The 21,233-nt window shown below is 62.2% G+C and carries 17 protein-coding genes and 1 pseudogene; 10 read left to right on the top strand and 8 right to left on the bottom strand.

Going from position 1 to position 21,233, the window contains the following annotated elements:
• Positions 1 to 37: 37 nt before the first annotated feature.
• Positions 38 to 1,030, bottom strand: a complete 993-nt coding sequence (locus AC56KL_RS20890; protein ID WP_497182096.1) for an alginate lyase family protein — start codon at positions 1,028 to 1,030, stop codon at positions 38 to 40.
• 207 nt (positions 1,031 to 1,237) lie between these two features.
• The gene (locus AC56KL_RS20885) at positions 1,238 to 1,717 is read right to left on the bottom strand and encodes an Lrp/AsnC family transcriptional regulator (RefSeq protein WP_497182095.1); all 480 of its coding nucleotides are present in this window, start codon (positions 1,715 to 1,717) and stop codon (positions 1,238 to 1,240) included.
• Between the two features lie 146 nt (positions 1,718 to 1,863).
• Here AC56KL_RS20885 and AC56KL_RS20880 point away from each other — a divergent pair, with 146 nt between their 5' ends.
• Together AC56KL_RS20880 and AC56KL_RS20875 are read left to right on the top strand one after the other, a co-directional pair.
• A complete protein-coding gene (locus AC56KL_RS20880; RefSeq protein ID WP_497182094.1) occupies positions 1,864 to 3,630 on the top strand; it encodes a hypothetical protein in 1,767 nt (588 codons plus the stop codon).
• A gap of 314 nt (positions 3,631 to 3,944) precedes the next feature.
• Positions 3,945 to 4,148 (top strand): annotated as a pseudogene (locus AC56KL_RS20875) (DDE-type integrase/transposase/recombinase); the annotation flags it as partial.
• Between the two features lie 162 nt (positions 4,149 to 4,310).
• On the opposite strand, the gene glmS reads toward AC56KL_RS20875, so the two are convergent.
• Complete coding sequence (gene glmS / locus AC56KL_RS20870; RefSeq protein ID WP_497182093.1) at positions 4,311 to 6,140, bottom strand: glutamine--fructose-6-phosphate transaminase (isomerizing); 1,830 nt, start codon at positions 6,138 to 6,140, stop codon at positions 4,311 to 4,313.
• A gap of 159 nt (positions 6,141 to 6,299) precedes the next feature.
• Here glmS and AC56KL_RS20865 point away from each other — a divergent pair, with 159 nt between their 5' ends.
• Entirely contained in the window at positions 6,300 to 6,770 is a 471-nt protein-coding gene (locus AC56KL_RS20865; RefSeq protein ID WP_497182092.1) for an Lrp/AsnC family transcriptional regulator, read from the top strand.
• A 104-nt stretch (positions 6,771 to 6,874) separates the two neighbouring features.
• Here AC56KL_RS20865 and glmU read toward each other — a convergent pair whose 3' ends face one another.
• Complete coding sequence (glmU, locus tag AC56KL_RS20860; RefSeq protein WP_497182091.1) at positions 6,875 to 8,251, bottom strand: bifunctional UDP-N-acetylglucosamine diphosphorylase/glucosamine-1-phosphate N-acetyltransferase GlmU; 1,377 nt, start codon at positions 8,249 to 8,251, stop codon at positions 6,875 to 6,877.
• A gap of 24 nt (positions 8,252 to 8,275) precedes the next feature.
• Here glmU and AC56KL_RS20855 point away from each other — a divergent pair, with 24 nt between their 5' ends.
• The 4 genes from AC56KL_RS20855 (at position 8,276) to AC56KL_RS20840 (ending at position 10,817) form a co-directional block, all read left to right on the top strand.
• Positions 8,276 to 9,169: a DUF6279 family lipoprotein gene (locus AC56KL_RS20855; protein ID WP_497182090.1), complete on the top strand. Its 894-nt coding sequence runs from the start codon at positions 8,276 to 8,278 to the stop codon at positions 9,167 to 9,169.
• 84 nt (positions 9,170 to 9,253) lie between these two features.
• Entirely contained in the window at positions 9,254 to 9,895 is a 642-nt protein-coding gene (gene rsmD / locus AC56KL_RS20850) for a 16S rRNA (guanine(966)-N(2))-methyltransferase RsmD (protein ID WP_497182089.1), read from the top strand.
• A gap of 121 nt (positions 9,896 to 10,016) precedes the next feature.
• Positions 10,017 to 10,517 (top strand): pantetheine-phosphate adenylyltransferase, encoded by a 501-nt coding sequence (coaD, locus tag AC56KL_RS20845; protein WP_497182088.1) that lies wholly within the window; start codon positions 10,017 to 10,019, stop codon positions 10,515 to 10,517.
• Between the two features lie 39 nt (positions 10,518 to 10,556).
• Positions 10,557 to 10,817, top strand: coding sequence for a YfhL family 4Fe-4S dicluster ferredoxin (locus AC56KL_RS20840; RefSeq protein ID WP_497182087.1), 261 nt, complete (start codon positions 10,557 to 10,559; stop codon positions 10,815 to 10,817).
• A gap of 814 nt (positions 10,818 to 11,631) precedes the next feature.
• Here the strand turns inward: AC56KL_RS20840 and AC56KL_RS20835 are convergent.
• The gene (locus AC56KL_RS20835) at positions 11,632 to 11,829 is read right to left on the bottom strand and encodes a hypothetical protein (RefSeq protein ID WP_497182086.1); all 198 of its coding nucleotides are present in this window, start codon (positions 11,827 to 11,829) and stop codon (positions 11,632 to 11,634) included.
• A gap of 141 nt (positions 11,830 to 11,970) precedes the next feature.
• Here AC56KL_RS20835 and AC56KL_RS20830 point away from each other — a divergent pair, with 141 nt between their 5' ends.
• Positions 11,971 to 12,927 (top strand): LysR family transcriptional regulator, encoded by a 957-nt coding sequence (locus AC56KL_RS20830; RefSeq protein ID WP_497182085.1) that lies wholly within the window; start codon positions 11,971 to 11,973, stop codon positions 12,925 to 12,927.
• A 152-nt stretch (positions 12,928 to 13,079) separates the two neighbouring features.
• On the opposite strand, the gene AC56KL_RS20825 is transcribed toward AC56KL_RS20830, so the two are convergent.
• Complete coding sequence (locus tag AC56KL_RS20825) at positions 13,080 to 13,535, bottom strand: Lrp/AsnC ligand binding domain-containing protein (RefSeq protein ID WP_005664065.1); 456 nt, start codon at positions 13,533 to 13,535, stop codon at positions 13,080 to 13,082.
• A gap of 216 nt (positions 13,536 to 13,751) precedes the next feature.
• Between AC56KL_RS20825 and putA the strand changes: the two genes are divergently transcribed.
• A complete protein-coding gene (gene putA / locus AC56KL_RS20820; RefSeq protein ID WP_497182084.1) occupies positions 13,752 to 17,417 on the top strand; it encodes a trifunctional transcriptional regulator/proline dehydrogenase/L-glutamate gamma-semialdehyde dehydrogenase in 3,666 nt (1,221 codons plus the stop codon).
• 194 nt (positions 17,418 to 17,611) lie between these two features.
• Positions 17,612 to 18,727: an alanine dehydrogenase gene (gene ald / locus AC56KL_RS20815; RefSeq protein WP_497182083.1), complete on the top strand. Its 1,116-nt coding sequence runs from the start codon at positions 17,612 to 17,614 to the stop codon at positions 18,725 to 18,727.
• Here the strand turns inward: ald and AC56KL_RS20810 are convergent.
• Both AC56KL_RS20810 and aac(6') read right to left on the bottom strand, forming a co-directional pair.
• On the bottom strand, positions 18,724 to 19,434 hold the full coding sequence (locus tag AC56KL_RS20810) for a 5'-methylthioadenosine/adenosylhomocysteine nucleosidase (protein WP_497182132.1): 711 nt from the start codon (positions 19,432 to 19,434) through the stop codon (positions 18,724 to 18,726). The genes ald and AC56KL_RS20810 overlap by 4 nt on opposite strands.
• Before the next feature lie 83 nt (positions 19,435 to 19,517).
• The gene (gene aac(6') / locus AC56KL_RS20805; protein ID WP_497182131.1) at positions 19,518 to 19,964 is read right to left on the bottom strand and encodes an aminoglycoside 6'-N-acetyltransferase; all 447 of its coding nucleotides are present in this window, start codon (positions 19,962 to 19,964) and stop codon (positions 19,518 to 19,520) included.
• Positions 19,965 to 21,233 lie beyond the last annotated feature (1,269 nt).

The raw sequence follows: 21,233 nt of genomic DNA, 5'->3' as shown, positions 1-21,233 counted from the left end.
GCTGCGCCGCCGGTCCGGCTTTTTTTGATGGCGGCACTCAGCGGCGCGGGTGTTCCAGCGGATTCGGCAGGCTGCGGTCTCCGCCCATGCGCGCATCCCAGTTATTCGCCGGCGGCGGCACGGTGGACAGCGGCTGCGCGGCGTGACGGTCGTAGATCGCGATCCAGCCCGGTACGCGCGCAGGCCGCTCCTGCACGCTGCCCGCCATGCGTTCGATGACCGACGGGTCGGCGACGCCGGCGGCCGCAAAGCGCACCAGCCGGTCCAGGGCCGGATGCTGGACGTCGAAGATCGAGGCCATCAGCACCAGCGGCGCGGCCGCATACAGGTGGTAATGCAGGGCCTTGGCGACGCGGGCCATCTCGAGAGGAAGCGAGCCGTCCGGCTGGATCTGGCCCATCGCATGCTCGAATACCTTGCGGCCCCAAGCCAGGTAGCGCGCCTCGCCCGTCACTGCGCCGACCGCGGTGATGGCGAGGCCTTCCCAGTAATAGTGATTATTGCGCACGCCCTTGTGAGCGTCGGCGTGCGCGATCGTCAGGTCGGCCAGGGAACGGAACCAGGCTTCGATGCGCTTGCGCTGCTCTGGGCTGGCCGTGGCCTGCACCCGTGCGTAGCTCAGCGCCAGGCCTCCCAGGGTCCACTTGCGTGTGTAGTAGGACTGGTTGGTGCTCATCTTTCCCAGCAGCGCTCCCTGGCTGGCCCAGGATTCCAGCCAGGCCAGCGCGCAGCGGGCGTCCGCCGCCTGGCCGCGCAGCTGCCAGTCGTTAGCGGCGCGCGCGACAGCGTGGAGGTAATCGTTTACTGGCTTGACCGCCGCTTCGTTGCGCGCCTTGAGGACGGGATCGATCAGCGAGCTTTTCGTGTCCGTGTAATAGCGTTTGGCGTCGATGTCATGCACAGGCGCGGGAGGAGGGGAGCAGGCAAGGGCGCCGCCGTGCGCCAGCGCCAGTGACAGCAGGGCGATCAGGTTCCGGTATCGGAAACATCCCGGCAGGGGCAGTGTGGCTTCACGGTGAGGGCTGCGCATCTGGACTCCTTAAGAAAACGTTTACCAATCCTAATTCGGGTCCTTGATCTTGTAAAGGCGGGCGCTGCCGGGGTGCATTAGCCCGGTACAGTGCGAAAATCTACAATGCGCCTAACGGAAGTGTCCGTGACGACGGGGGAATGTCACCTTGACGAGATAAGGAGCAAGCGCCCAGCTTGCTTCGTCAGCGCTGCCCTTGGCTCGCAGTTATGCGCTTGCTTCATTTCCGACGGGGATGAACAGTCCCCGCTTTTGGATGTTGAGGGCGACATTCGTGCTGAAGCGGCGCACATTCGGGTTTTCTCCCAATAGCCGTGCCATGAAATCGTCATAGTCCGTCACATCGCGGGCGGTGACGACGAGCATATAGTCCCAGTTCCCCGTGACATAGAAGGCCTGCTGAACCGCGTCTTCCCTCGACAGCCATGCTTTCAAGCGCGCCAGCAGCTCCGGCGTTTCTCTTTCGATCTCCAGTCCGACGATGAAAAAGGACGGACGACCGACCAGCAGCGGATCGACAACCGCCACAATCGAGCTGATGACCCGGTCTGCCTTCAGGCGTTTCAGGCGCCTCTGGATAGCCGATGCAGACAAGCCAAGCTTGCCGGCAAGCTGATCGGCTGTAACGTCGGCATTTTGCTGGAGCAGTACCAGCAATTCCCGATCAAAATCGTCCAGGTTGGCCATTTGCATAATTCCTTGTGTTTTGCGCGTAAATGCGCGGGAAAACCGCGTTGATTGCGAAAAAGCGAGTAAATACCGCTTTTAACGACTTTATAATGATAGAAAAATGAACGCAAGTTCAATAAGCCAATTATCGAGGAATTCAGCCAGTGCATCACATCATCAAGATCTGTTCTGCCATCTCTGCGCTCCTACTCTTCACACATCCGCTTCCGGTCATTGCGCGCGACAGTTCAGCGGACGTTTCGCCAACGAGTCTGCTTGCAGCGCCGGCCAATCCGGTCGCCTACTACAATGCAAGGAGGAAAGCGCGAGCCCTCCTGGATGCCAAGCTGGCAGCCGAGGCCGAGCCCCTGGTCGAGCAAATGACACGCGACTATCCGCGTGATGGCGACAACTGGCGCATGCTGGGCGACGTCAAGCGGCAGCTGCGAAAGCACTTCGAATCGGCGCTTGCCTACCGAAGGGCGGGAGAGTTGCTGGGTTGGGGCACGTCGGAAGACCTGGCGGCGGTAGCGGCGATGGGTTATCTGAATGCCGGGAACAAAGGTGCAGCGCTCGAGATGCTGCGCCATCACGTCTCTGGTGGCGGCGAGATGAATCGATCATGGCTGTATGAGCACAAGGAATTCGCTTCGCTGCGCGCCGACCCTGAATTCCTCGCCATTGCAGGACGGCCTGACGCCAGCGGCTGGTCCCGGAACGCCGGCTGGCGCCGGGACCTCGATTTCTTGCGGGATGAAGTAAAACGCCTGAATGCCGATTACCGCGGCCATGCCCTGCCAACCGAGTTCGAACGACGCTACCGTGAACTCAAGGACAAGGTGCCGCAGCTGGCCGACGAGGAGCTTCTGGTCGGAATGAACCGCATGCTTGCCGTTCTACGCCAGGGTCATACGGCAGTCTATGCACCCGCGGACAGCCGCATCCCGTTCAAAGGGCTGCCATTCCAGATGTATCTCTTTCCCGAAGGGATATTCATCATCGATGCAGACACGCAAAACAAGCACCTGATCGGCGCCCGTGTGATCGACATCGAAGGCGTACCTGTCATCGACGCCTTGAAACGGGTGAATGAAACGCAGAGCATCGATGGCCTGAATCAGTATGTGTTTCAGGGAGTGAATTTGCTGCACTCCCTTCCCTACCTCAAGGGGCTGGGAATAGCGAGCTCTACAGAGACAGTCCGGGTCACGCTCCAGCAACCGGGGAAAGCCCAACGGTCTTTCGTTTTGGCTGCTTCGGCCTTCCGGGAAAGCGCGAAGTTGGTGCCCTTGGACGGTGTGGAAAACCCCCTCTTTCTTCAGCAAGCCAAGAAGGTGTATTGGGATCAGGCCTTACCCGACCATGACACCCACTACGTGCAATTGAACGCGATTGCCAACGAAACAAAGGAAAGCCTGGCGGAATATGCATTGCGTCTGCGTAGCCGCTTATCGGAAACCTCGCCGAAAAACCTCATCATCGATATGCGCTTCAATCCCGGGGGATCGACCAACAGCCCAGGCTATGTTGAATTCCTGCGCACGGTAATCGGCTTCAGCATGCTGCCCGAGCGTCAGGTGCTTGTCATCATCGGACGCCGAACCTACTCCGCGGCCGGCAATATGATTACCGAACTTGAGCAACTGGCAAATGCTGTCTTCGTCGGCGAGGCAAGCAGCGAATGCTGCACGTTCTACGGCAGCCCTTCGGGCTTTGTCCTTCCCTACAGTAAGCTGCGGGGCACGGTGTCGACAAAGCGATGGAGCCTCAGCCGCAAAGGCAACGATTTTCGACGCGAGATGAGCCCCGACGCACCGGTGATCACGACGGCTCAAGCCTATTTCGCCGGCCGGGATCCGGTACTGGAAACGGCGCTTCGCCTGATCCAACAAGGCCGCGCTGGCCCTCAAGCACCCAACGCTGCCCCATAAGTCACCTTGTCCGTCGTATCCAGAAAAGCGCGTTTTGGCAGGCATTGCGCCCATAGTTTGCTCCAGGTTTTTCGTGCCGCAGTGCGGCTGAGTTGTTGAGGCCTGCCGAGTGAACCACCCCGAGTTTTGTGGAGGCTCCATTATTTAAGAAAATGGAGCTATGAAGAAGCAACCCACGTATTCCCCTGAAGTCATCGAGCGCGCTGTGCGCATGGTCAGCGTTGCTGGCAGTGAGTATGAGTCGCAGTGGGCAGCTATCACGTCGATCGCGGCCAAGATCGGCTGCACGCCGGAGACATTGCGCCGCTGGGTAATCGGACTTCACGTACGTCTCGACCTGGCAGGGTTTCGTTTATGTCGCCTTCGTCATCCACGTCTTCGCCCAGAGGATTGTTGGCTGGCGCGTCAGCAGCTCGATGCGGACCGACTTCGTACTCGATGCGCTGGAGCAGGCGCTGTACGCGCGTCAGCCCGAACGAAACGAGCTGGTCCATCATAGCGACAGGGGATCGCAATATAACCGGCCTCCACGAAAACCGGGGCGGTTCAATAAGAAGGGCCTCAACACAAAGTGTCGAGGCCCTTCGTTGTGTCAAACTTTATTTGTTTGAGTCAGACTTTATTTGTCTGTGTCAGACTTTATTTGTAGTTCACACTTCCTGTGGCTAACCGAGCCTGGCTTACTCCACCGTCACCGACTTCGCCAAATTGCGCGGCTTGTCCACATCGGTGCCACGCGCCAGCGCGGTGTGATACGCCAGCAGCTGCAGCGCCGCCACGTGCAGGATCGGCGACAGGTCGCCATAGTGCTCCGGCAGGCGGATCACGTGCAGGCCGTCGCCCGAGGTGATGCGCGAGTCGACGTCGGCGAACACGTACAGTTGGCCGCCGCGGGCGCGCACTTCCTGCATGTTCGACTTCAGCTTTTCCAGCAGTGCATCGTTCGGGGCGATCGTGACCACCGGCATCTCTTCGGTCACCAGCGCCAGTGGGCCATGCTTCAGTTCGCCGGCGGGATAGGCTTCGGCGTGGATGTACGAAATCTCCTTCAGCTTGAGCGCGCCTTCCAGGGCGATCGGGTAGTGCATGCCGCGGCCCAGGAACAGCGCGTTTTCCTTGCGCGCGAATTCTTCGGCCCAGGCCATGATCTGCGGCTCCAGCGCCAGCACCGCGCTCAGCGCGACCGGGAGGTGGCGCATCATCTTGAGGTGTTCGGCTTCTTCCGCGTCGGTCAGGCGGCCGTTCACCTGCGCCAGGGTCAGGGTCAGCAGGAACAGCGCGGCCAGCTGAGTCGTGAAGGCCTTGGTCGAGGCCACGCCCACTTCGACGCCGGCGCGGGTGATGTAGGCCAGCTTGCACTCGCGCACCATGGCGCTGGTCGAGACGTTACAGATGGTCAGCGTGTGCGGCATGCCGAGGCTGCGCGCGTGCTTCAGCGCGGCCAGGGTGTCGGCCGTCTCGCCACTCTGCGAGATGGTCACGACCAGGGTCTTCGGGTGCGGCACGCTGTCGCGGTAGCGGTATTCGCTGGCGATCTCGACGTTGACCGGGACCTTGGCGATGCATTCGATCCAGTATTTCGCGGTGAGACCGGCGTAATAGCTGGTGCCGCAGGCCAGGATCAGCACGCGGTCGATGTCCTTGAACACGCCATAGGCGCCGTCGCCGAACAGTTCCGGCATGATGCCGGTCACGCCTTCCAGCGTGTCGCCGATCACGCGCGGCTGTTCGAAGATTTCCTTCTGCATGTAATGGCGGTACGGGCCCAGCTCGGCTGCGCCGGTGTGGGCGTGCACGGTCTTGACTTCGCGCTCGGCCGGACGGCCGTCGACGTCGACGATCCAGTAGCGCGTCAGCTGCAGGTCGACCACGTCGCCTTCTTCGAGGTAGATGATCTGGTTGGTGGTGCCGGCCAGCGCCATCGCGTCGGAAGCGACGAAGTTTTCGCTCTCGCCCACGCCGACGATCAGCGGCGAACCCTGGCGGGCCGCGACCACGCGGTGCGGCTCTTCGCGCGAGAACACGGCGATGGCGTAGGCGCCGTGCAGGCGCTTGACGGCCTGCTGGACGGTGTCGAACAGGTCGCCGTTGTACATGTGGTCGACCAGGTGGGCGATGACTTCGGTGTCGGTCTGGCTGGTGAACTCGTATCCCAGGCCTTTCAGTTCGGCGCGCAGCTCGTCGTGGTTTTCAATGATGCCGTTGTGGACAAGTGCGATGCGGGCATTGTCTTCGCTGGGCGAGAAATGCGGGTGGGCATTGTGCGAAGCAGGGGCGCCGTGGGTGGCCCAGCGGGTGTGGGCGATGCCGGTGAAGCCGTCCAGGCGCGCGTCGCGCACCTGGTCTTCGAGCTCGGCTACGCGCGAGGTGCTGCGTGCACGGGTCAGTTTGCCGTCGAGGTGGACGGCGACGCCGCAAGAATCATAGCCGCGGTATTCCAGGCGTTTCAGCCCTTCGATCAGGACAGGAGTGATATTGCGCTTGGCGACTGCACCGACGATACCGCACATAGGTTGACCTCTTTAAGATTAGCAATTAGGCCTATCGTAGAGCAACTCATATGAAATAAGCTTTCAGTTTCCTCGCATATTTGTTAGATTATTTCACCACATCAGAACGATGAAATATTATTTCATTTAGTCTGTTTTTATTTATCTTTATTTCATACGATGCCAGAACAATCTTCCCTCGACGAGCTCGATCGTCGCATCCTGAACACATTGCAGGCTGATGCATCACATACGAATGCCGAATTGGCTGAACTCGTCCACGTTTCGCCGCCTACCTGTTTGCGCCGCGTAAAGCAATTGACCGATAGCGGCGTCATCGAACGGCAGGTGGCGATCGTCGACCCGGCCAAGGTGGGAGCAGGCCTCACCGCCATCGTCGAGATCACGCTCGACGTGCAGGCGGCCGAGCGCATGGAGGAATTCGAGGCGCTGGTGGCAAACGATGGCGCCGTGCTGCAGTGCTACCGCGTGTCGCCAGGCCCCGATTTCGTGCTGATCGTGCAGGTAGCCGACATGCCGGCCTACCATGCGCTGGCGCACCGCCTGTTCACGGCGCACGCCAACGTGCGCAATGTAAAAGCCTACTTTTCCACCCACCGCGCCAAGTTCGACACCCGGATCGCGGTCTAGCCCAAGTTGTGGATAAGTTTGTGGAAGAGCACCGGGAAAACCACAGGACAAGCCTGTGGTTTTCCTGTGATTTTCCTGTTGCCAGCCTGTAGATTTCCGGTGGATTACTTCTTGGCCTTCACCGGCCGCGTCCACCCTTCGATGGTCATCTGCTTGGGACGCGAGATGGTCAGCTTGCCCGCCGGCGCGTCCTTGGTAAGGGTCGTGCCCGCACCCAGGGTCGCGCCCTTGCCCACGGTGACCGGCGCCACCAGCTGGCTGTCGCTGCCGATGAAGGCGTCGTCTTCGATCACGGTGCGGAACTTGTTGGCGCCGTCGTAATTGCAGGTGATGGTGCCAGCGCCGATGTTTACGCGCGAACCCACCGTGGCGTCGCCCACGTAGGCCAGGTGGTTGGCCTTGCTGTGCGCGGCGACCTGGCTGTTCTTGATCTCGACGAAGTTACCCACATGGACGTCCTCGCCCAGCTCGGTGCCCGGACGCAGGCGCGCGTAGGGACCGATCTGCGACTTGTCGCCCACCACGGCGTCCTCGATGTGGCAGAAAGGCTTGATCTGGGCGCCCGCGCCGACCTTCGCGTTCACCAGCACGCAGTGCGGCTCGATCGTGACGCCGTCGGCCAGCTCGACGCGGCCCTCGAACACGCAGCCGACGTCGATGACGACGTCGCGGCCGCAGACCAGCTCACCGCGCACGTCGATGCGCGCCGGATCCATCAGGGTCACGCCTTTTTCCAGCAGGGCATGGGCGATGTTCAATTGGTGGCGGCGCTCGAGCTCGGCCAGCTGGACCTTGCTGTTGACGCCCGCCACTTCCCACTCCGCCGAAGGCTGGGCCGACACCACGGGCACACCGTCCGCGACCGCCTGGGCCACGATGTCGGTCAGGTAGTATTCGCCCTGCGCATTGGTGTTCGACAGCGCCGCCAGCCATTTTTTCAGGTGGGCGGTCGGGATGCACATGATGCCGCTATTGATCTCGCGGATCGCGCGCTCGGCTTCGCTGGCATCTTTTTCCTCGACGATGCACACGATGCTGCCGTTCTCGCGCACGATGCGGCCCAGGCCGAAGGGGTTGGCCTGCTCGACGGTCAGGATGGCGAGCTTGTCCTTGCCGGCAGCCTCGACCAGGCGGCCGAGCGAGGCGGCGGTGGTCAGCGGCACGTCGCCGTACAGCACCAGGGTCGGCACGCTCTCGTCCAGTTGCGGCATCGCCTGCATCACCGCATGACCGGTACCGAGCTGCGGCTGTTGCAGGGCGGTGTCGATCGTGATGCCGGTCTCGACGGCCAGTTGGCCGACCATGTCCGGCACCGCTGCGCCTCCGTGTCCGTAAATCACGCATAATTTACTCGGCGATAGGCTACGCGCCGCATCGATTACGTGCCGCAACAGCGGTTTCCCCGCCAGTGGATGCAAGACTTTCGGCAGCGCGGATTGCATGCGCTTTCCCATGCCGGCGGCGAGGATCACAACGTTCATAAGCCGTCCTAAAAAGTTGATAATATGAAAAATTTTAACACGCCCGCTACCCTGCTCCGGCGCACCATTGCACTGTTCCTGATCGCCTTGACGGTGCTTGCTGCAGGTTGCAGTTCGGTGCGTTTTACCTATAACCAGGGTGACACCTTACTGTATTGGTGGCTGGATTCCTATGCCGACCTGGAAGGCGAGCAGGCCGACATCGCCAAGCGCGACATCGACAAGCTGTTCCAGTGGCATCGCCAGACCCAGTTGCGCGATTACGCGGCACTGCTGGGCAATATGCAGCGCCAGCTGGCCGGCAACCCGACCCAGGGCGACCTGGTCAAGCTGTACCAGGAGATCCGCGTCCGGGGCGAGCGCCTCGCCAACCGCGCTGTGCCGGAAATGACCACCCTCGCACTGTCCATCAAACCGGAGCAGATTGCCGACATCGAGCGCAAGTTCAATTCGAAAAACGAGGAATACCGGCGCAAATTCGTGGCGGGCAGCATCGAGAAGCGCCAGCGCGCCCGTTATAAGAAAGCGATGGACCAGATGGAGCTCTGGTTCGGCAATTTCAGCAGCGAGCAGGAAGCCATCCTGCGCAAGGCCTCGGATGCCCGTCCCCTCGACAGCGAGGCCTGGCTGGAAGAGCGCATCTGGCGCCAGCGCCGCGTGTTGGCCCTGCTGCGCAAGTTCCAGCAGGAGAAGCCGAACCGCGAACAGGCGGCGGCCCAGATCACGGCAATGCAGCGCGAACTGTTCGGCCGCATCGAGTCGCCCGAGCGCAAGGCCTTCTACGACAATTACCTGGACCAGACCACGAAATTCATGATGACAGCCATCCGCATCGCTACCCCGGCGCAAAAGAAGCATGCGCAGGAACGCATGCAGGGTTGGATCAACGATTTCCAGACGCTGGCAGTCGGCAAATAGCGCGCGTTTGCGCAAAACGGGCGGGGCAGGGCGCGGCGTAGGGCGCCGGCGGGGGCCAAACCTGCCCATGCTATAGTGCCGCCCATGCAAAAGAAGTCCTCCAAACCGCAAGCCCACGGGGCTCCCCGCCTGGCGCCGCGCCAGGTCCGCATCATCGGCGGCGCCTGGAAACGCGCCCTGCTGCCAGTGCTCGACGCCGAAGGCCTGCGCCCGACGCCGGACCGCGTGCGCGAGACCGTGTTCAACTGGATCAACCACCAGCTCGGCGGCGACTGGGATGGCGCCGCCTTCCTCGACCTGTTCGCCGGCTCGGGCGCGCTCGGCTTCGAGGCGGCCAGCCGCGGCGCGGCCTCGGTCACGATGGTGGACAACCACGGTGCGGCGGCGCGCCAGCTGGAGGCCAACCGCGACAAGCTCAAGGCCGGCAACGTGAAAGTGCTGCGCGCCGACGCACTCACCCTGGTGCGCGACCTGGCTGCACGCGGCCAACGCTTCGACCTGATCTTCCTCGATCCGCCCTACCAGTTGGGCCTGCTCAGCCAGATCCTGCCGCTGTGCCCGGCCATCCTCGAGGACGGCGGCCTGGTCTATGCGGAGACGGGCGATCCGCTGCCGCTGGAAGGGGACGAGCTGCCGGACTGGCTGGCCGGCTGGGATGCCATCCGCGCGGACAAGGCCGGCATGGTCTACTATTACTTATTGAAGTTGCACGAAGAAGCGGCGTAAGCACTGCCGGGACCATCAAAACTGCACAAGCATTGGGCAAGGCCTGCCCTTCGCCGGGGCGGCTGCCGGATTTTCAGGCATAATGCGCGTTCTGACAGGGTGATTCTCCAAGGGAGCCGCAATGGTTGTAGCCGTTTATCCAGGTACTTTCGATCCGCTCACGCGGGGGCACGAAGACTTAGTGCGCCGTGCATCGGGCCTGTTCGACCGCCTGGTGGTAGGCGTGGCCGACAGCAAGAACAAGAAGCCCTTCTTTTCGCTCGACGAGCGCCTGGAAATCGCCAACGAAGTGCTGGGCCATTATCCGAACGTGCAGGTGGAGAGCTTTTCCGGCCTGCTGAAGGATTTCGTGCGCCAGCACGATGCCCGCGTGATCGTGCGCGGCCTGCGCGCCGTGTCCGACTTCGAGTACGAATTCCAGATGGCCGGCATGAACCGCTACCTCCTGCCTGACGTCGAAACCCTGTTCCTGACCCCGTCCGACCAGTACCAGTTCATCTCCGGCACCATCGTGCGCGAGATCGCGATGCTGGGCGGCGATGTATCGAAATTCGTCTTCCCCTCGGTGGACCGCTGGCTGCAGAAGAAGATCGCGGCCATCAAGGCAGCTTCGGCCACCTGAGCTGGCCTGAGCAGCAACAAGCAAGGAACGAGTCATACCATGGCACTGATGATTACCGACGATTGCATCAACTGCGACGTCTGCGAACCCGAATGCCCGAACGACGCCATTTCCATGGGCGCCGAGTTCTACCAGATCGATCCGCACAAGTGCACCGAGTGTGTCGGCCACTTCGAGGAGCCGACCTGCGCGGTGTTGTGCCCGGTCGCCTGCATTCCGCTGAACCCAAACTGGCGCGAATCGCGCGAAGAGCTGCAGGCGAAATACGAACGCCTGACCTCCACCAAGGCGAGCGCCTGATCCCCGAAGCCGGCTTCCAAGCCGGCTTTTTACTTTCCCCTATTGTTTGACGCAGGCGCTCCGCCTGCGAACCTGGGCAAGCGCCTTGCGTGACGCGCCGCTCGTCCGGCGTGCGTGCAGCATGCCATTCCCCTACCTGTCGCCTCATATCCGCCATCGCGTGCCAATTCGTCCGAATCGCCGGCTCGCACCCCGCCCCATGTCTACAACAAACTCGTCCTGGAAGGCGCCGAGCCGTCCCCCGCGGCCGACATCTGCACGGCGATTCGGCTCATGGAACTGCCTGCCGCAGAGGTCGACTGCGAGCGAAAAATTTTGCTGCGTACGTTCCAAAAAGCCTTCAAAGGCGGGGAGCACCCGACTTTTGCTCTCCGGCATAACCAATACTCATGATGTATCCAAGATTAACTGTGAACTTCGTGTAACCTCATCCAATTCTCATCCATATGAGCTTATATTATGCTCAACTGTTGATTTATCAGGAGCAAAATTGCCTTATCAAAGCGCGCTTCGGAGGGATAGGCATTTTCGATATATACGCTCGATCTCTGTACATGTCCTGACAAAATCGCTCAACATTCCTGCATCGCATCGAATAGCGAAATATCGCCACGCTCGGCCGTGTAACTCTTCGTGAACTTTGTTAAATCAAACGGCCGAGAAAACCCAGGTGACGAAGAGTCACCATCGGCGGCCAGCCGAATGGTCTGAATCACCATCGGCAAGCCGGCAAGAGTGAAAGGAAGCGGGAGTACGGGCGAAAAAAAACGCGGCGTCCGGATCGGAGGCCGCGTTCAAACGGAGGAAATCGGATTCAGAAGCGCTCGGCCAGGCGGGTCTTCGGCGGACGCGGGCGTACGGTCAGCAGGGCGGCGCGACCCAGTCCGACCAGCAGCGGACGGAAAAACACCGCAAGACCACCCAGCAGTGCGAGGCCGCTGGCGGCACGGACGACCTGGCCGACAGGAAGGGCGGCAACGGCGGTCTGGAGGAAGCTGATCGAGGCAGACATGATGGATAAATTGTTCAGTTGTGAGCAATATAGTGCGACGCAACATATAAATCTAATTTTGTTCACTGATGACGCTTATGCATTTTGTGAATACTTGATGTACACTTCCAGGCACCCCTGTATTGCCACCGATACGTTCCCATGAGCTTTCTCACGCTTGACCTGAACCTGCTGCGCGTTTTCGACGCAGTGATGACCGAGCAAAACCTCACCCGCGCCGCCGGACACCTGGCGATGACCCAGCCGGCGGTATCGAATGCGATCAAGCGCCTGCGCGAAAGCCTGGGAGACGAACTCCTGATCCGCACCGCCTACGGCGTCAAGCCGACCCCGCGTGCGGAAGCGCTATGGCCGGCCGTGCGCCAGGCCCTGGCGGCGCTGGAAGCGGCGGTGATGCCGGAAACCTTCGACGTATCGAAAGCACAGGCCACGTTCCGCATGGCGATGGCCGACGCCACCGCCGCGCTGTGGCTGCCTTCGCTGATGCGCTCGATCGAGCGGGAAGCACCGGGCGTCAACATCCGCATGGTGCCGCTCACCACGCGTGAGCCGCGGCCGATGCTGTTGCGCGGCGACATCGACCTGGCGGTGGGCTTCTTCCCCGGCGTGGCGGCCCAGCTATCGTACGAGACCGGCTCGCCGATCCGCCACGAGCGCCTGTATTCCGGCGTGTATGTGTGCGTGATGCGCAAGGACCATCCGCTGGCCAAGGAAAAGCTGGACCTCGACACCTACTGCAAGGCGAATCACCTGCTGGTGAGCTTCTCCGGACGCGCCCACGGCCTGGTCGACGAGGCGCTGGCGCAAATTGGCCGCGAACGCCGCATCCTGCTGACGGTGAACCAGTTCTTCACGGCAGGACGGGTGGTGGCGAATTCGGATCTGATCACGGTGCTGCCGAAGCACCTGATGGTCTCGACCGGCATGACGGATGCACTGGTCTGGCGCGAGCTGCCCTTCCAGCTGCCGCCCGTGCACCTCGACATGCTCTGGCACGAGCGCGACGGCCGCAGCCCGGCGCACCGCTGGCTGCGCAAGAACCTGGAAACCATGTCGGAGAGTGCGGCGCCGAAGACCGGCGCCCGCAAGGTCGTCTAAGCGAACGCGCTTCGATCTACTGTAGGGTGGTCGGCTTCGCCGACCGCGCGTTCAACTCCATGATGAATTGACGCGAATCGATCGTTTTCAAGCTGCTGAACGCGCGGTCGGCATAGCCGACCACCCTACAGCAGCCGTCTGATCAATCGGGATCAGCGGATCGGCAGCTTGGTCGTGTTCTTGACCTCTTCCATCACCGCATAGGTGTGCGTTTCGCGCACGCCTTTCTGCAGCAAGGTCTTGCCGAGAAATTCGCGGTAAGCAGCCATGTCCTTCACGCGCGCCTTGACCAGGTAGTCGAAGCCGCCGGCCACCATATGGCATTCCAGCACCTCGGGAATCATCTGGACGCTCTGTTTGAATGCATCGAAGACCTCGGGAGTGGTACGATCGAGTACCACTTCGATGAACACCAGCAGCGACACGTCCAGCAGCTGCGGGTTGAGCTGGGCGGTGTAGCCCATGATGTAGCCGGACTCGTGCAGCTTGCGCACGCGTTCCAGGCAGGCGGCGGGAGACAGGTTGACCCGCGCGGCCAGCTCGACGTTGCTGATTCGTCCGTCGTTCTGGAGTTCTGCCAGAATTTTCTTACTGATCTTATCAAGCATGGTCGTCTCCTGCCATGTAAATATTATTCGGTCAGATTGTCTCACCAAAAACTATCTTTTGCTAGTCTGTCGTAAAAACAGAATTAATCCAGAAGATTTCCTTCTACAATCGAATCATTCCATTGTGTTCCGGAGCACGCCGGCCGCCTTTCGCGCGGTGCGGCGTTTTTTGCTGCGCCGGGCATGACGTTCGATTTCCTTTTTAGAAGAGTCACCATGCAGACTGCCGCCGCCCTGGCGCCCACCACGGCCCCTACCTTCGTCCCTTTCGATGCGCTCCAGCAGGAGGTCAAGCGCGACCAGACGCCGCTGCGCCAGGCCATCACGAATGCCTACCGCCGCGCTGAAACCGAGGCCGTGCAATGGCTGCTGGCGCAGGGAGCGAGCGCCAACGGCGACGCCTACATGCTGGCCCACCGCCTGGTGTCGAGCGTGCGCGACAAGCGGACGCGTTCCTCGGGCGTGGACGCGCTGATGCACGAGTTCTCGCTGTCATCGGAAGAAGGGGTGGCCCTGATGTGCCTGGCCGAAGCGCTGCTGCGCATCCCGGACAGCGAAACCGCCGACCGCCTCATCGCCGACAAGATCAGCCGTGGCGACTGGAAGAAGCACCTGGGCGAATCGCCTTCGCTGTTCGTCAATGCGGCCACCTGGGGCCTGCTCATCACCGGCAAGCTGGTCTCGACCAACAGCGAGAAGAACCTGGGCTCGGCGCTCACCCGCCTCATCGCCAAGGGCGGCGAACCGCTGATCCGCAAGGGCGTGGACATGGCCATGCGCATGCTGGGCAACCAGTTCGTCACCGGCCAGACCATCGACGAAGCGCTTAAAAATAGCCGCGACAACGAAGCCCGCGGCTACCGCTACTCCTACGACATGCTGGGCGAAGCCGCGCTGACCGAGAGCGACGCGAAAAACTACTACGCCTCCTACGAAACCGCGATCCACGCGATCGGCAAGGCCTCGAACGGCCGCGGCATCAAGGACGGCCCGGGCATCTCGATCAAGCTGTCGGCCCTGCACCCGCGCTACAGCCGCGCCCAGTACTGGCGCGTGATGAACGAACTGCTGCCGCGCGTGCGCAGCCTGGTCCTGCTGGCCAAGCGCTACAACATCGGCATCAACATCGACGCCGAGGAAGCCGACCGCCTCGAGATCTCGCTCGACATGCTCGAATCGCTGGCCTTCGATCCCGAGCTGGCCGGCTTCGAAGGCATCGGCCTGGTGGTGCAGGCATATCAAAAGCGCTGCCCCTTCGTGATCGACTTCCTTGTAGACCTGGCCAAGCGCAGCGGCCGCAAGTTCATGGTGCGCCTGGTGAAGGGCGCCTACTGGGACGCCGAGATCAAGCGCGCCCAGGTGGACGGCATGCCCGGCTACCCGGTCTATACCCGCAAGGTGTACACCGATGTGTCTTATCTCACCTGCGCGCGCAAGCTCTTGAGCGCGAGCGACATCCTGTATCCGCAGTTCGCGACCCACAATGCGCACTCGCTGTCGGTGATCTACACCTGGGCCAAGGCCGACGGCATCAGCAACTACGAATTCCAGTGCCTGCACGGTATGGGCGAGACCCTGTACGACCAGGTCGTCGGCCCGCGCAAGCTCGACAAGGCCTGCCGCATCTACGCGCCGGTCGGTTCGCACGAGACCCTGCTGGCCTACCTGGTGCGCCGCCTGCTGGAAAACGGCGCCAACTCATCCTTCGTGAACCAGATCGTGGACGAGAACGTGGCAATCGACACCCTGCTGGCCGATCCCTTCGAGCAGGCGCGCGCCGCCGGCGGCAAACCGCACCCGGCCATCGCCCTGCCGCTGCAGCTGTTCGGCGCCGAACGCAAGAACTCCGCCGGTCTGGACCTGGTCAACGAGAACATGCTGACGTCCACCGCCGAAGGCCTGGCCAGGCAGCGCCGGCACAACGCCGGACCCGCCATCGCAGGCCCGGTGGACGCGAACGCCGCCATCGACATCGTCAACCCGGCACAATCGGCCGACGTGGTCGGCCAGGTCGTCGAGGCCTCGCGCGCCGATGTGGAGACCGCGCTGTCCGCCGCCGCCGCCTTTGCCGGCGAATGGGAAAGCACGAGCGTGGAAAGCCGCGCCGTCATCCTCGAGCGCACCGCCGACCTGTTCGAGCAGAATGGCCTTGAGCTGATGGCGCTGGCCGTGCGCGAAGCAGGCAAATCGCTGCCGAACGCGATCGCCGAGCTGCGCGAGGCGGTCGACTTCCTGCGCTATTACGCGGTCGAGATCCGCGCATCCAGGGCGGAAGGCGCACTCGGTCCTGTCAGCTGCATCAGCCCCTGGAACTTCCCGCTGGCGATCTTCACCGGCCAGGTGGCCGCCGCCCTCGTGGCCGGCAACGTGGTGCTGGCCAAGCCGGCGGAACAAACCCCCTTGATCGCGCACCGCGCGGTGGAACTCTTCCACGAAGCCGGCTGCCCGCGCGCCGCGCTGCAGCTGCTGCCGGGCCGCGGCGAAGTGGTGGGCGCCGCCCTGACGCTTGATACGCGTGTGAAAGGCGTGATCTTCACCGGCTCCACCGAAGTGGCCCAGCTGATCAACCGCACCCTCGCCAAACGCGCGGAACAGGAAGGCATCGACATCCCGCTGGTGGCCGAAACCGGCGGCCAGAACGCGCTGATCGTCGACTCGTCGGCGCTGCCGGAGCAGGTGGTGCAGGACGTGCTGTCCTCGGCTTTCGACTCGGCCGGCCAGCGCTGCTCGGCGCTGCGCGTGCTGTTCCTGCAGGAAGACATCGCAGACAAGACCATCACCATGCTCAAGGGCGCGATGCAGGAACTGCGCGTCGGCAGCCCGGACCGCCTGGCCACCGACATCGGCCCGGTGATTGATGCCGAAGCCCAGCGCAACCTGCTGGCCCACATCGAGCGCATGCGCGCCACCGCGCGCAGCCACTACGCGCTGGAGCTGCCGCGCAGCCTGACGGACTTCGGCACCTTCGTGCCGCCCACCGTGCTGGAAATCGGCTCGCTGGCGGAACTGAAGCACGAAGTCTTCGGCCCGGTGCTGCACATCGTGCGCTACCGCCGCGCCGACCTGCCAAAGGTGGTCGACACCATCAACGGCACCGGCTACGGCCTGACCCTGGGCGTGCATTCGCGCATCGACGAAACCATCGACTTCATCGTGGCGCGTGCGCATGTCGGCAACATCTACGTGAACCGCAACATCGTGGGCGCCGTCGTCGGCGTGCAGCCCTTCGGCGGCGAAGGCAAGTCGGGCACCGGTCCCAAGGCCGGCGGTCCGCTCTACCTGAAGCGCCTGCAGCGCCCGCAGTGTCATACTGCGCCGCTGATGGAACACAGCCGTACCTTCGACGCGGGCCTCGACGCGCTGCTCGGCTGGCTGCGCAACAAGGACCAGGCCGAACTGGCCGCGCTGGCCCAGGGCTATGGCCGCACGGCGCTGACCGGTATCGAGATCGCCCTGCCGGGTCCGACCGGCGAACGCAACACGCTGGCCTTCACCAGCCGCGGCATGGTGTTGTGCGCGCCGCACAGCGCTAGCGGCCTGCTGAACCAGGTGGCCGCCAGCCTGGCCACTGGCAACCGCGCCTTGGTGCTGGCCGCGCCCGGGCTGATCCCGGCCGATCTGCCGGCGCTGGTCAAGGAGCGCGTGCGCTTCGTTGGCGAGGACGAGATCGACGCGAGCGAATTCCAGATCGCGCTGCTGGAAGCGGGCCTGCAAGGCGCGCTGCGCACGAAGCTGGCGGCGCGCTCCGGCGCCATCGTCGGCATCGTCGACACCAGCGCGCACGAGCCGGTGGCCCTGTGGCGGCTGGTGGCGGAACGCGCGGTCTGCGTCAACACGACCGCGGCTGGCGGCAACGCAAGCCTGATGACGCTGGGAGTGTAATCATCACGGGGAGCGCGAGCTCCCCGTTTCTTTGTAGGGTGGTCGGCTCTGCCGACCGCGCGTCCAGCTCCGGCATGCATTGCCACAACGCGTCCGTGAGCTGAACGCGCGGTCGGCCAAGCCGACCACCCTACGCATCGTCGAAATAGCAGTAAGGTAGCAGCAGTCCCATTCTTATAAACGTGGAGGCAGACATGCTTGTTGGCGTACCAAAAGAGATCAAGAATCACGAGTACCGCGTCGGGCTCACCCCGCCCTCGGTGCGCGAACTGACCCTGCGCGGCATCGAGGTCGTCGTGCAGCAGGGCGCCGGCGCCCAGATCGGCCTGTCGGACGAACAGTACGTGGCGGCCGGCGCCACCATCGCGGGCACGGCGAAGGACATCTTCGATCGCGCCGACATGATCGTCAAGGTCAAGGAGCCGCAGCCGCTTGAGTGCGCGATGCTGCGCGAAGGCCAGGTGCTCTATACCTACCTGCACCTCGCGCCGGATCCGGAACAGACCGCCGCGCTGGTGAAATCGGGCGCGGTCTGCATCGCCTACGAAACCATCACCGGCGCGGGCGGCGGCCTGCCGCTGCTGGCGCCGATGAGCGAGGTGGCGGGACGCATGTCGATCCAGGCCGGCGCCAGCCACCTGGAGAAATCCAAGGGCGGCATGGGCCTGCTGCTGGGCGGCGTGCCGGGTGTCGCCCCAGGCCACGTGGTGATCATCGGCGCCGGCGTGGTCGGCACCAATGCGCTGCAGATGGCGGTCGGCACCGGCGCGCGCGTGACCGTGCTCGACAGGAACGTCGACCGCCTGCGCCAGCTCGACCTGGTCTACGGCAACCGTATCGCCACGCTCTACTCCAACGCGCATGCGATCGAAGAAGCGGTGCTGTCGGCCGATCTCGTCATCGGCGGCGTACTGGTGCCGGGCGCCGCGGCGCCGAAGCTGGTGACCCGCGACATGATCGGGCGCATGAAGAAGGGCGCGGTGGTGGTGGACGTGGCGATCGACCAGGGCGGCTGCTTCGAGACCTCGCATGCCACCACCCATGCTGACCCGACCTTTGTTGTCGACGGGGTGATCCACTACTGCGTGGCGAACATGCCGGGCGCGGTGGCGCGCACCTCCACCTTCGCCCTGAACAACGCCACCATCGGCCACGCCGTGGCGCTGGCCACCAAGGGCTGGCGCCAGGCGCTGGCGCTCGACCCCCACCTGCGCAACGGCCTGAATGTCTGCCAGGGCAAGGTGACCTACGAAGCCGTCGCCCGTGACCTGAGCTACGACTACGTGCCGGCGGAATCGCTGCTGGGCTAGAGCGGCGCAGCAGCCAGGTCCCGGCATACGCGCCGGGTAATGTGGAAAGCGTATTGCGCGGCCACCGATTTCACGAAACGCATGAAATCGGTGGCCGCGTTTGCATTGGCGTTGTCGGACACGGTGCGGATCACGGCGCAGGGCACGCCCAGCTCGTAACACACCTGCGCCACCGCGGCGCCCTCCATTTCGACCGCCACCAGCCCGGGGAGGGCCCCATTGAGGCCATTCAGGCGCGCGCAGTCGGTCATGAACTGGTCGCCGCTGGCCACCAGGCCGCGATGCACGCGCGGCTGCACCAGCCGGAATTCGCGCCGCTCGCCTTCGCTGACGGCGCCGGCCAGGTCCTGCTCGAGGAACTCATGGGCGGCGCGCGACAGGCGCAGCGACAGCTGCAGGTCCGGCTGGAAGTGCGTCAGGCCGGTAAGCGGCACCTCGAAACGCGGGAACAGCGGGCTGGCGTCCATGTCGTGCTGGACCAGCGCTTCGGCCACCACGATGTCGCCGACCCGGACGGTTCTGTCGCCGGCGCCGGCCACGCCGGTGAACAGGATGTGGGTAACTCCAAACTTTTCCACAAGCGTTGTCGCAGTCATGGCCGCCGCAACCTTGCCAATTCGCGACAGAACGCACACAGCGTCGATTTCCCACAGGGTTCCTGCCCAGTACTCGCGCATGCCATGGACGAGCCTGGCGGGCCCTTCCATGGCTTCCACGAGCCCTATCTGTTCCTCGAGCAGTGCGCTGATGATCCCGAGCCGCATATTTTTCCTTGTTTATGGCGATTTTGTCATGAAAGCAGCTTGCGAAAATAGACCACGCGCTCCGTTTCGTCGAATCCGAGCGCCTGGTGCATCGCATGGCTGGCCGTATTCTCGAGCAAGGCGTCGGATGCCATCTCGGTGCAGCCCTGTTTTCTCACCCATTGTTCGGCAGTCTTGACCAGCAGGGCGGCAATTCCCTGCCCGCGGCATGCCGGATCCACGTACAAGCCCTCCAGGAAACCGACCGGAGACGACGCCGTTCCGTTCACATAATCGCTGCGCAGCGCGACTTCGACGAGTCCCTGGGGCTCGCCGAGCACGGAGTACGCGATGAACTGTGCATAACGGCCGGGTTGTTCACACAGTTCCTGCATTTCCGGCAAGTGTTCGGCCTGGTCTGCAGGCCATAAGGCGATGCGCAGTTGCAGCCAGCCGGCTTGTTCAACGCTTGTGCACGCTTTGATCGAACTCATGAGGCAAGGGTTTTGTACGCTTGAGTGCGCATTTTGCTTGTCTTGGAGGCGTGAGGCCAGCAAAAAACCGTTTTTGACGGCGCTTGCAGGCTTTTCCACGGCCTTTGCGCTTCACGGTATTAGTTAACTAAAGTTTGTATACAAACTGGTAGTAGATAGTAAACGCGCCTTCTTCTGTTGATAACTCGAGTTTACTCCACAGTATCAACGGTTTACGGCTGCGTTTACCACCTGCACAAACCTTGTGTGGCGTTTGAACGAAAGGTGGACAGATCTGGAGGAAGACAAAAACCGGGCTGTTCTGCACATCCGGTCCTGTGGAAATACATCGACTTTTCCACAGTCGCGTCAATTGAGGACGGCATGAAGCGGCAAAAACGGCTGAACGGCAAGGCGAGCTTCCGTTCCTGGCGTTCGACCAGCTTTGCTTTGCGCATGCAGGCATTCCATTGGTGGACGGCGATTGCCAGGACAACGTTTATGGCTGGCAGGTTCAGGCGCTCCGTAGAGTCCTTCCATCCGCGTTCTTGTCTTTGTTGTTGTAGTAAACAAGTTTGTATACAAACTGGTAGTAATAGTAAACGCGCATGTTCTTGTGGATAAGAGCAGTTTTCTCCACAGCGTCAATGGTTTACGGCCGCTTCAACCTGCTGCACAAAGCTTGTTTTTGAACTGTAGGAAACTTGGACAGAATTCCGGCTGATGGATATAAGCTGCTGTTCTGCACATTCGTTCCTGTGGATATCCCATCTGTTTTCCACAGCCAGCAAGAACCCAGTGCAGTTGGCGGGCAGACTGCCGGCATCTCCCTGGCCCGGTGTGTTGACCAGCGATGTCGGCCATTGTGGTGAACCGTTTGTCCCCGGTCGTCCAGCTGGCATCGCGTGTGGTCGGTATGAATGGGGAAGGAGGTGCTTCGGCTGTGCTGTCCGCTCCGGGATCCAGTCCTGGTGTGCCAGGCATGCCACGATAGCGAAAAATTTTTTTTGCGAACTTCTCCAAAGGTTTACAACCAGAATGTATATACAGGGTAGTAGTAATGGTTAACGTCGGCCCCATCCTGTGGAAAAGCCGGTTAACGCCTGATAAATCATTCACTTAGCGATCGTATAAGGCGGTGCAGCACTAGCGCGTGGACGGCTTGCTAAAACTGGACAAGATTTTCAAGACCCATTTTGCCTCCAGTTCTGCACATTTCAGACCTGTGGATATCAAGAGGCTTATCCACAGGTGGCCTCTGGACTTCCGTTTACGATCTGGTAAGCTTGC

It is taken from the genome of Telluria sp. ZB4P34, from assembly GCF_059686055.1.
This window is presented reverse-complemented; position numbering and strand designations above follow the sequence as displayed.

Excerpts from the sequence above, each read along its gene's own strand:
- AC56KL_RS20855 (WP_497182090.1), top strand. The coding sequence starts at position 8,276 with ATGAAAAATTTTAACACGCCCGCTACCCTGCTCCGGCGCACCATTGCA.
- AC56KL_RS20830 (WP_497182085.1), top strand. The coding sequence starts at position 11,971 with ATGAGCTTTCTCACGCTTGACCTGAACCTGCTGCGCGTTTTCGACGCA.
- AC56KL_RS20840 (WP_497182087.1), top strand. The coding sequence starts at position 10,557 with ATGGCACTGATGATTACCGACGATTGCATCAACTGCGACGTCTGCGAA.
- ald (WP_497182083.1), top strand. The coding sequence starts at position 17,612 with ATGCTTGTTGGCGTACCAAAAGAGATCAAGAATCACGAGTACCGCGTC.
- rsmD (WP_497182089.1), top strand. The coding sequence starts at position 9,254 with ATGCAAAAGAAGTCCTCCAAACCGCAAGCCCACGGGGCTCCCCGCCTG.
- glmS (WP_497182093.1), bottom strand. The coding sequence starts at position 6,140 with ATGTGCGGTATCGTCGGTGCAGTCGCCAAGCGCAATATCACTCCTGTC.
- AC56KL_RS20835 (WP_497182086.1), bottom strand. The coding sequence starts at position 11,829 with ATGTCTGCCTCGATCAGCTTCCTCCAGACCGCCGTTGCCGCCCTTCCT.
- AC56KL_RS20810 (WP_497182132.1), bottom strand. The coding sequence starts at position 19,434 with ATGGAAGGGCCCGCCAGGCTCGTCCATGGCATGCGCGAGTACTGGGCA.
- glmU (WP_497182091.1), bottom strand. The coding sequence starts at position 8,251 with ATGAACGTTGTGATCCTCGCCGCCGGCATGGGAAAGCGCATGCAATCC.
- putA (WP_497182084.1), top strand. The coding sequence starts at position 13,752 with ATGCAGACTGCCGCCGCCCTGGCGCCCACCACGGCCCCTACCTTCGTC.
- AC56KL_RS20825 (WP_005664065.1), bottom strand. The coding sequence starts at position 13,535 with ATGCTTGATAAGATCAGTAAGAAAATTCTGGCAGAACTCCAGAACGAC.
- AC56KL_RS20885 (WP_497182095.1), bottom strand. The coding sequence starts at position 1,717 with ATGGCCAACCTGGACGATTTTGATCGGGAATTGCTGGTACTGCTCCAG.
- AC56KL_RS20865 (WP_497182092.1), top strand. The coding sequence starts at position 6,300 with ATGCCAGAACAATCTTCCCTCGACGAGCTCGATCGTCGCATCCTGAAC.
- AC56KL_RS20890 (WP_497182096.1), bottom strand. The coding sequence starts at position 1,030 with ATGCGCAGCCCTCACCGTGAAGCCACACTGCCCCTGCCGGGATGTTTC.
- coaD (WP_497182088.1), top strand. The coding sequence starts at position 10,017 with ATGGTTGTAGCCGTTTATCCAGGTACTTTCGATCCGCTCACGCGGGGG.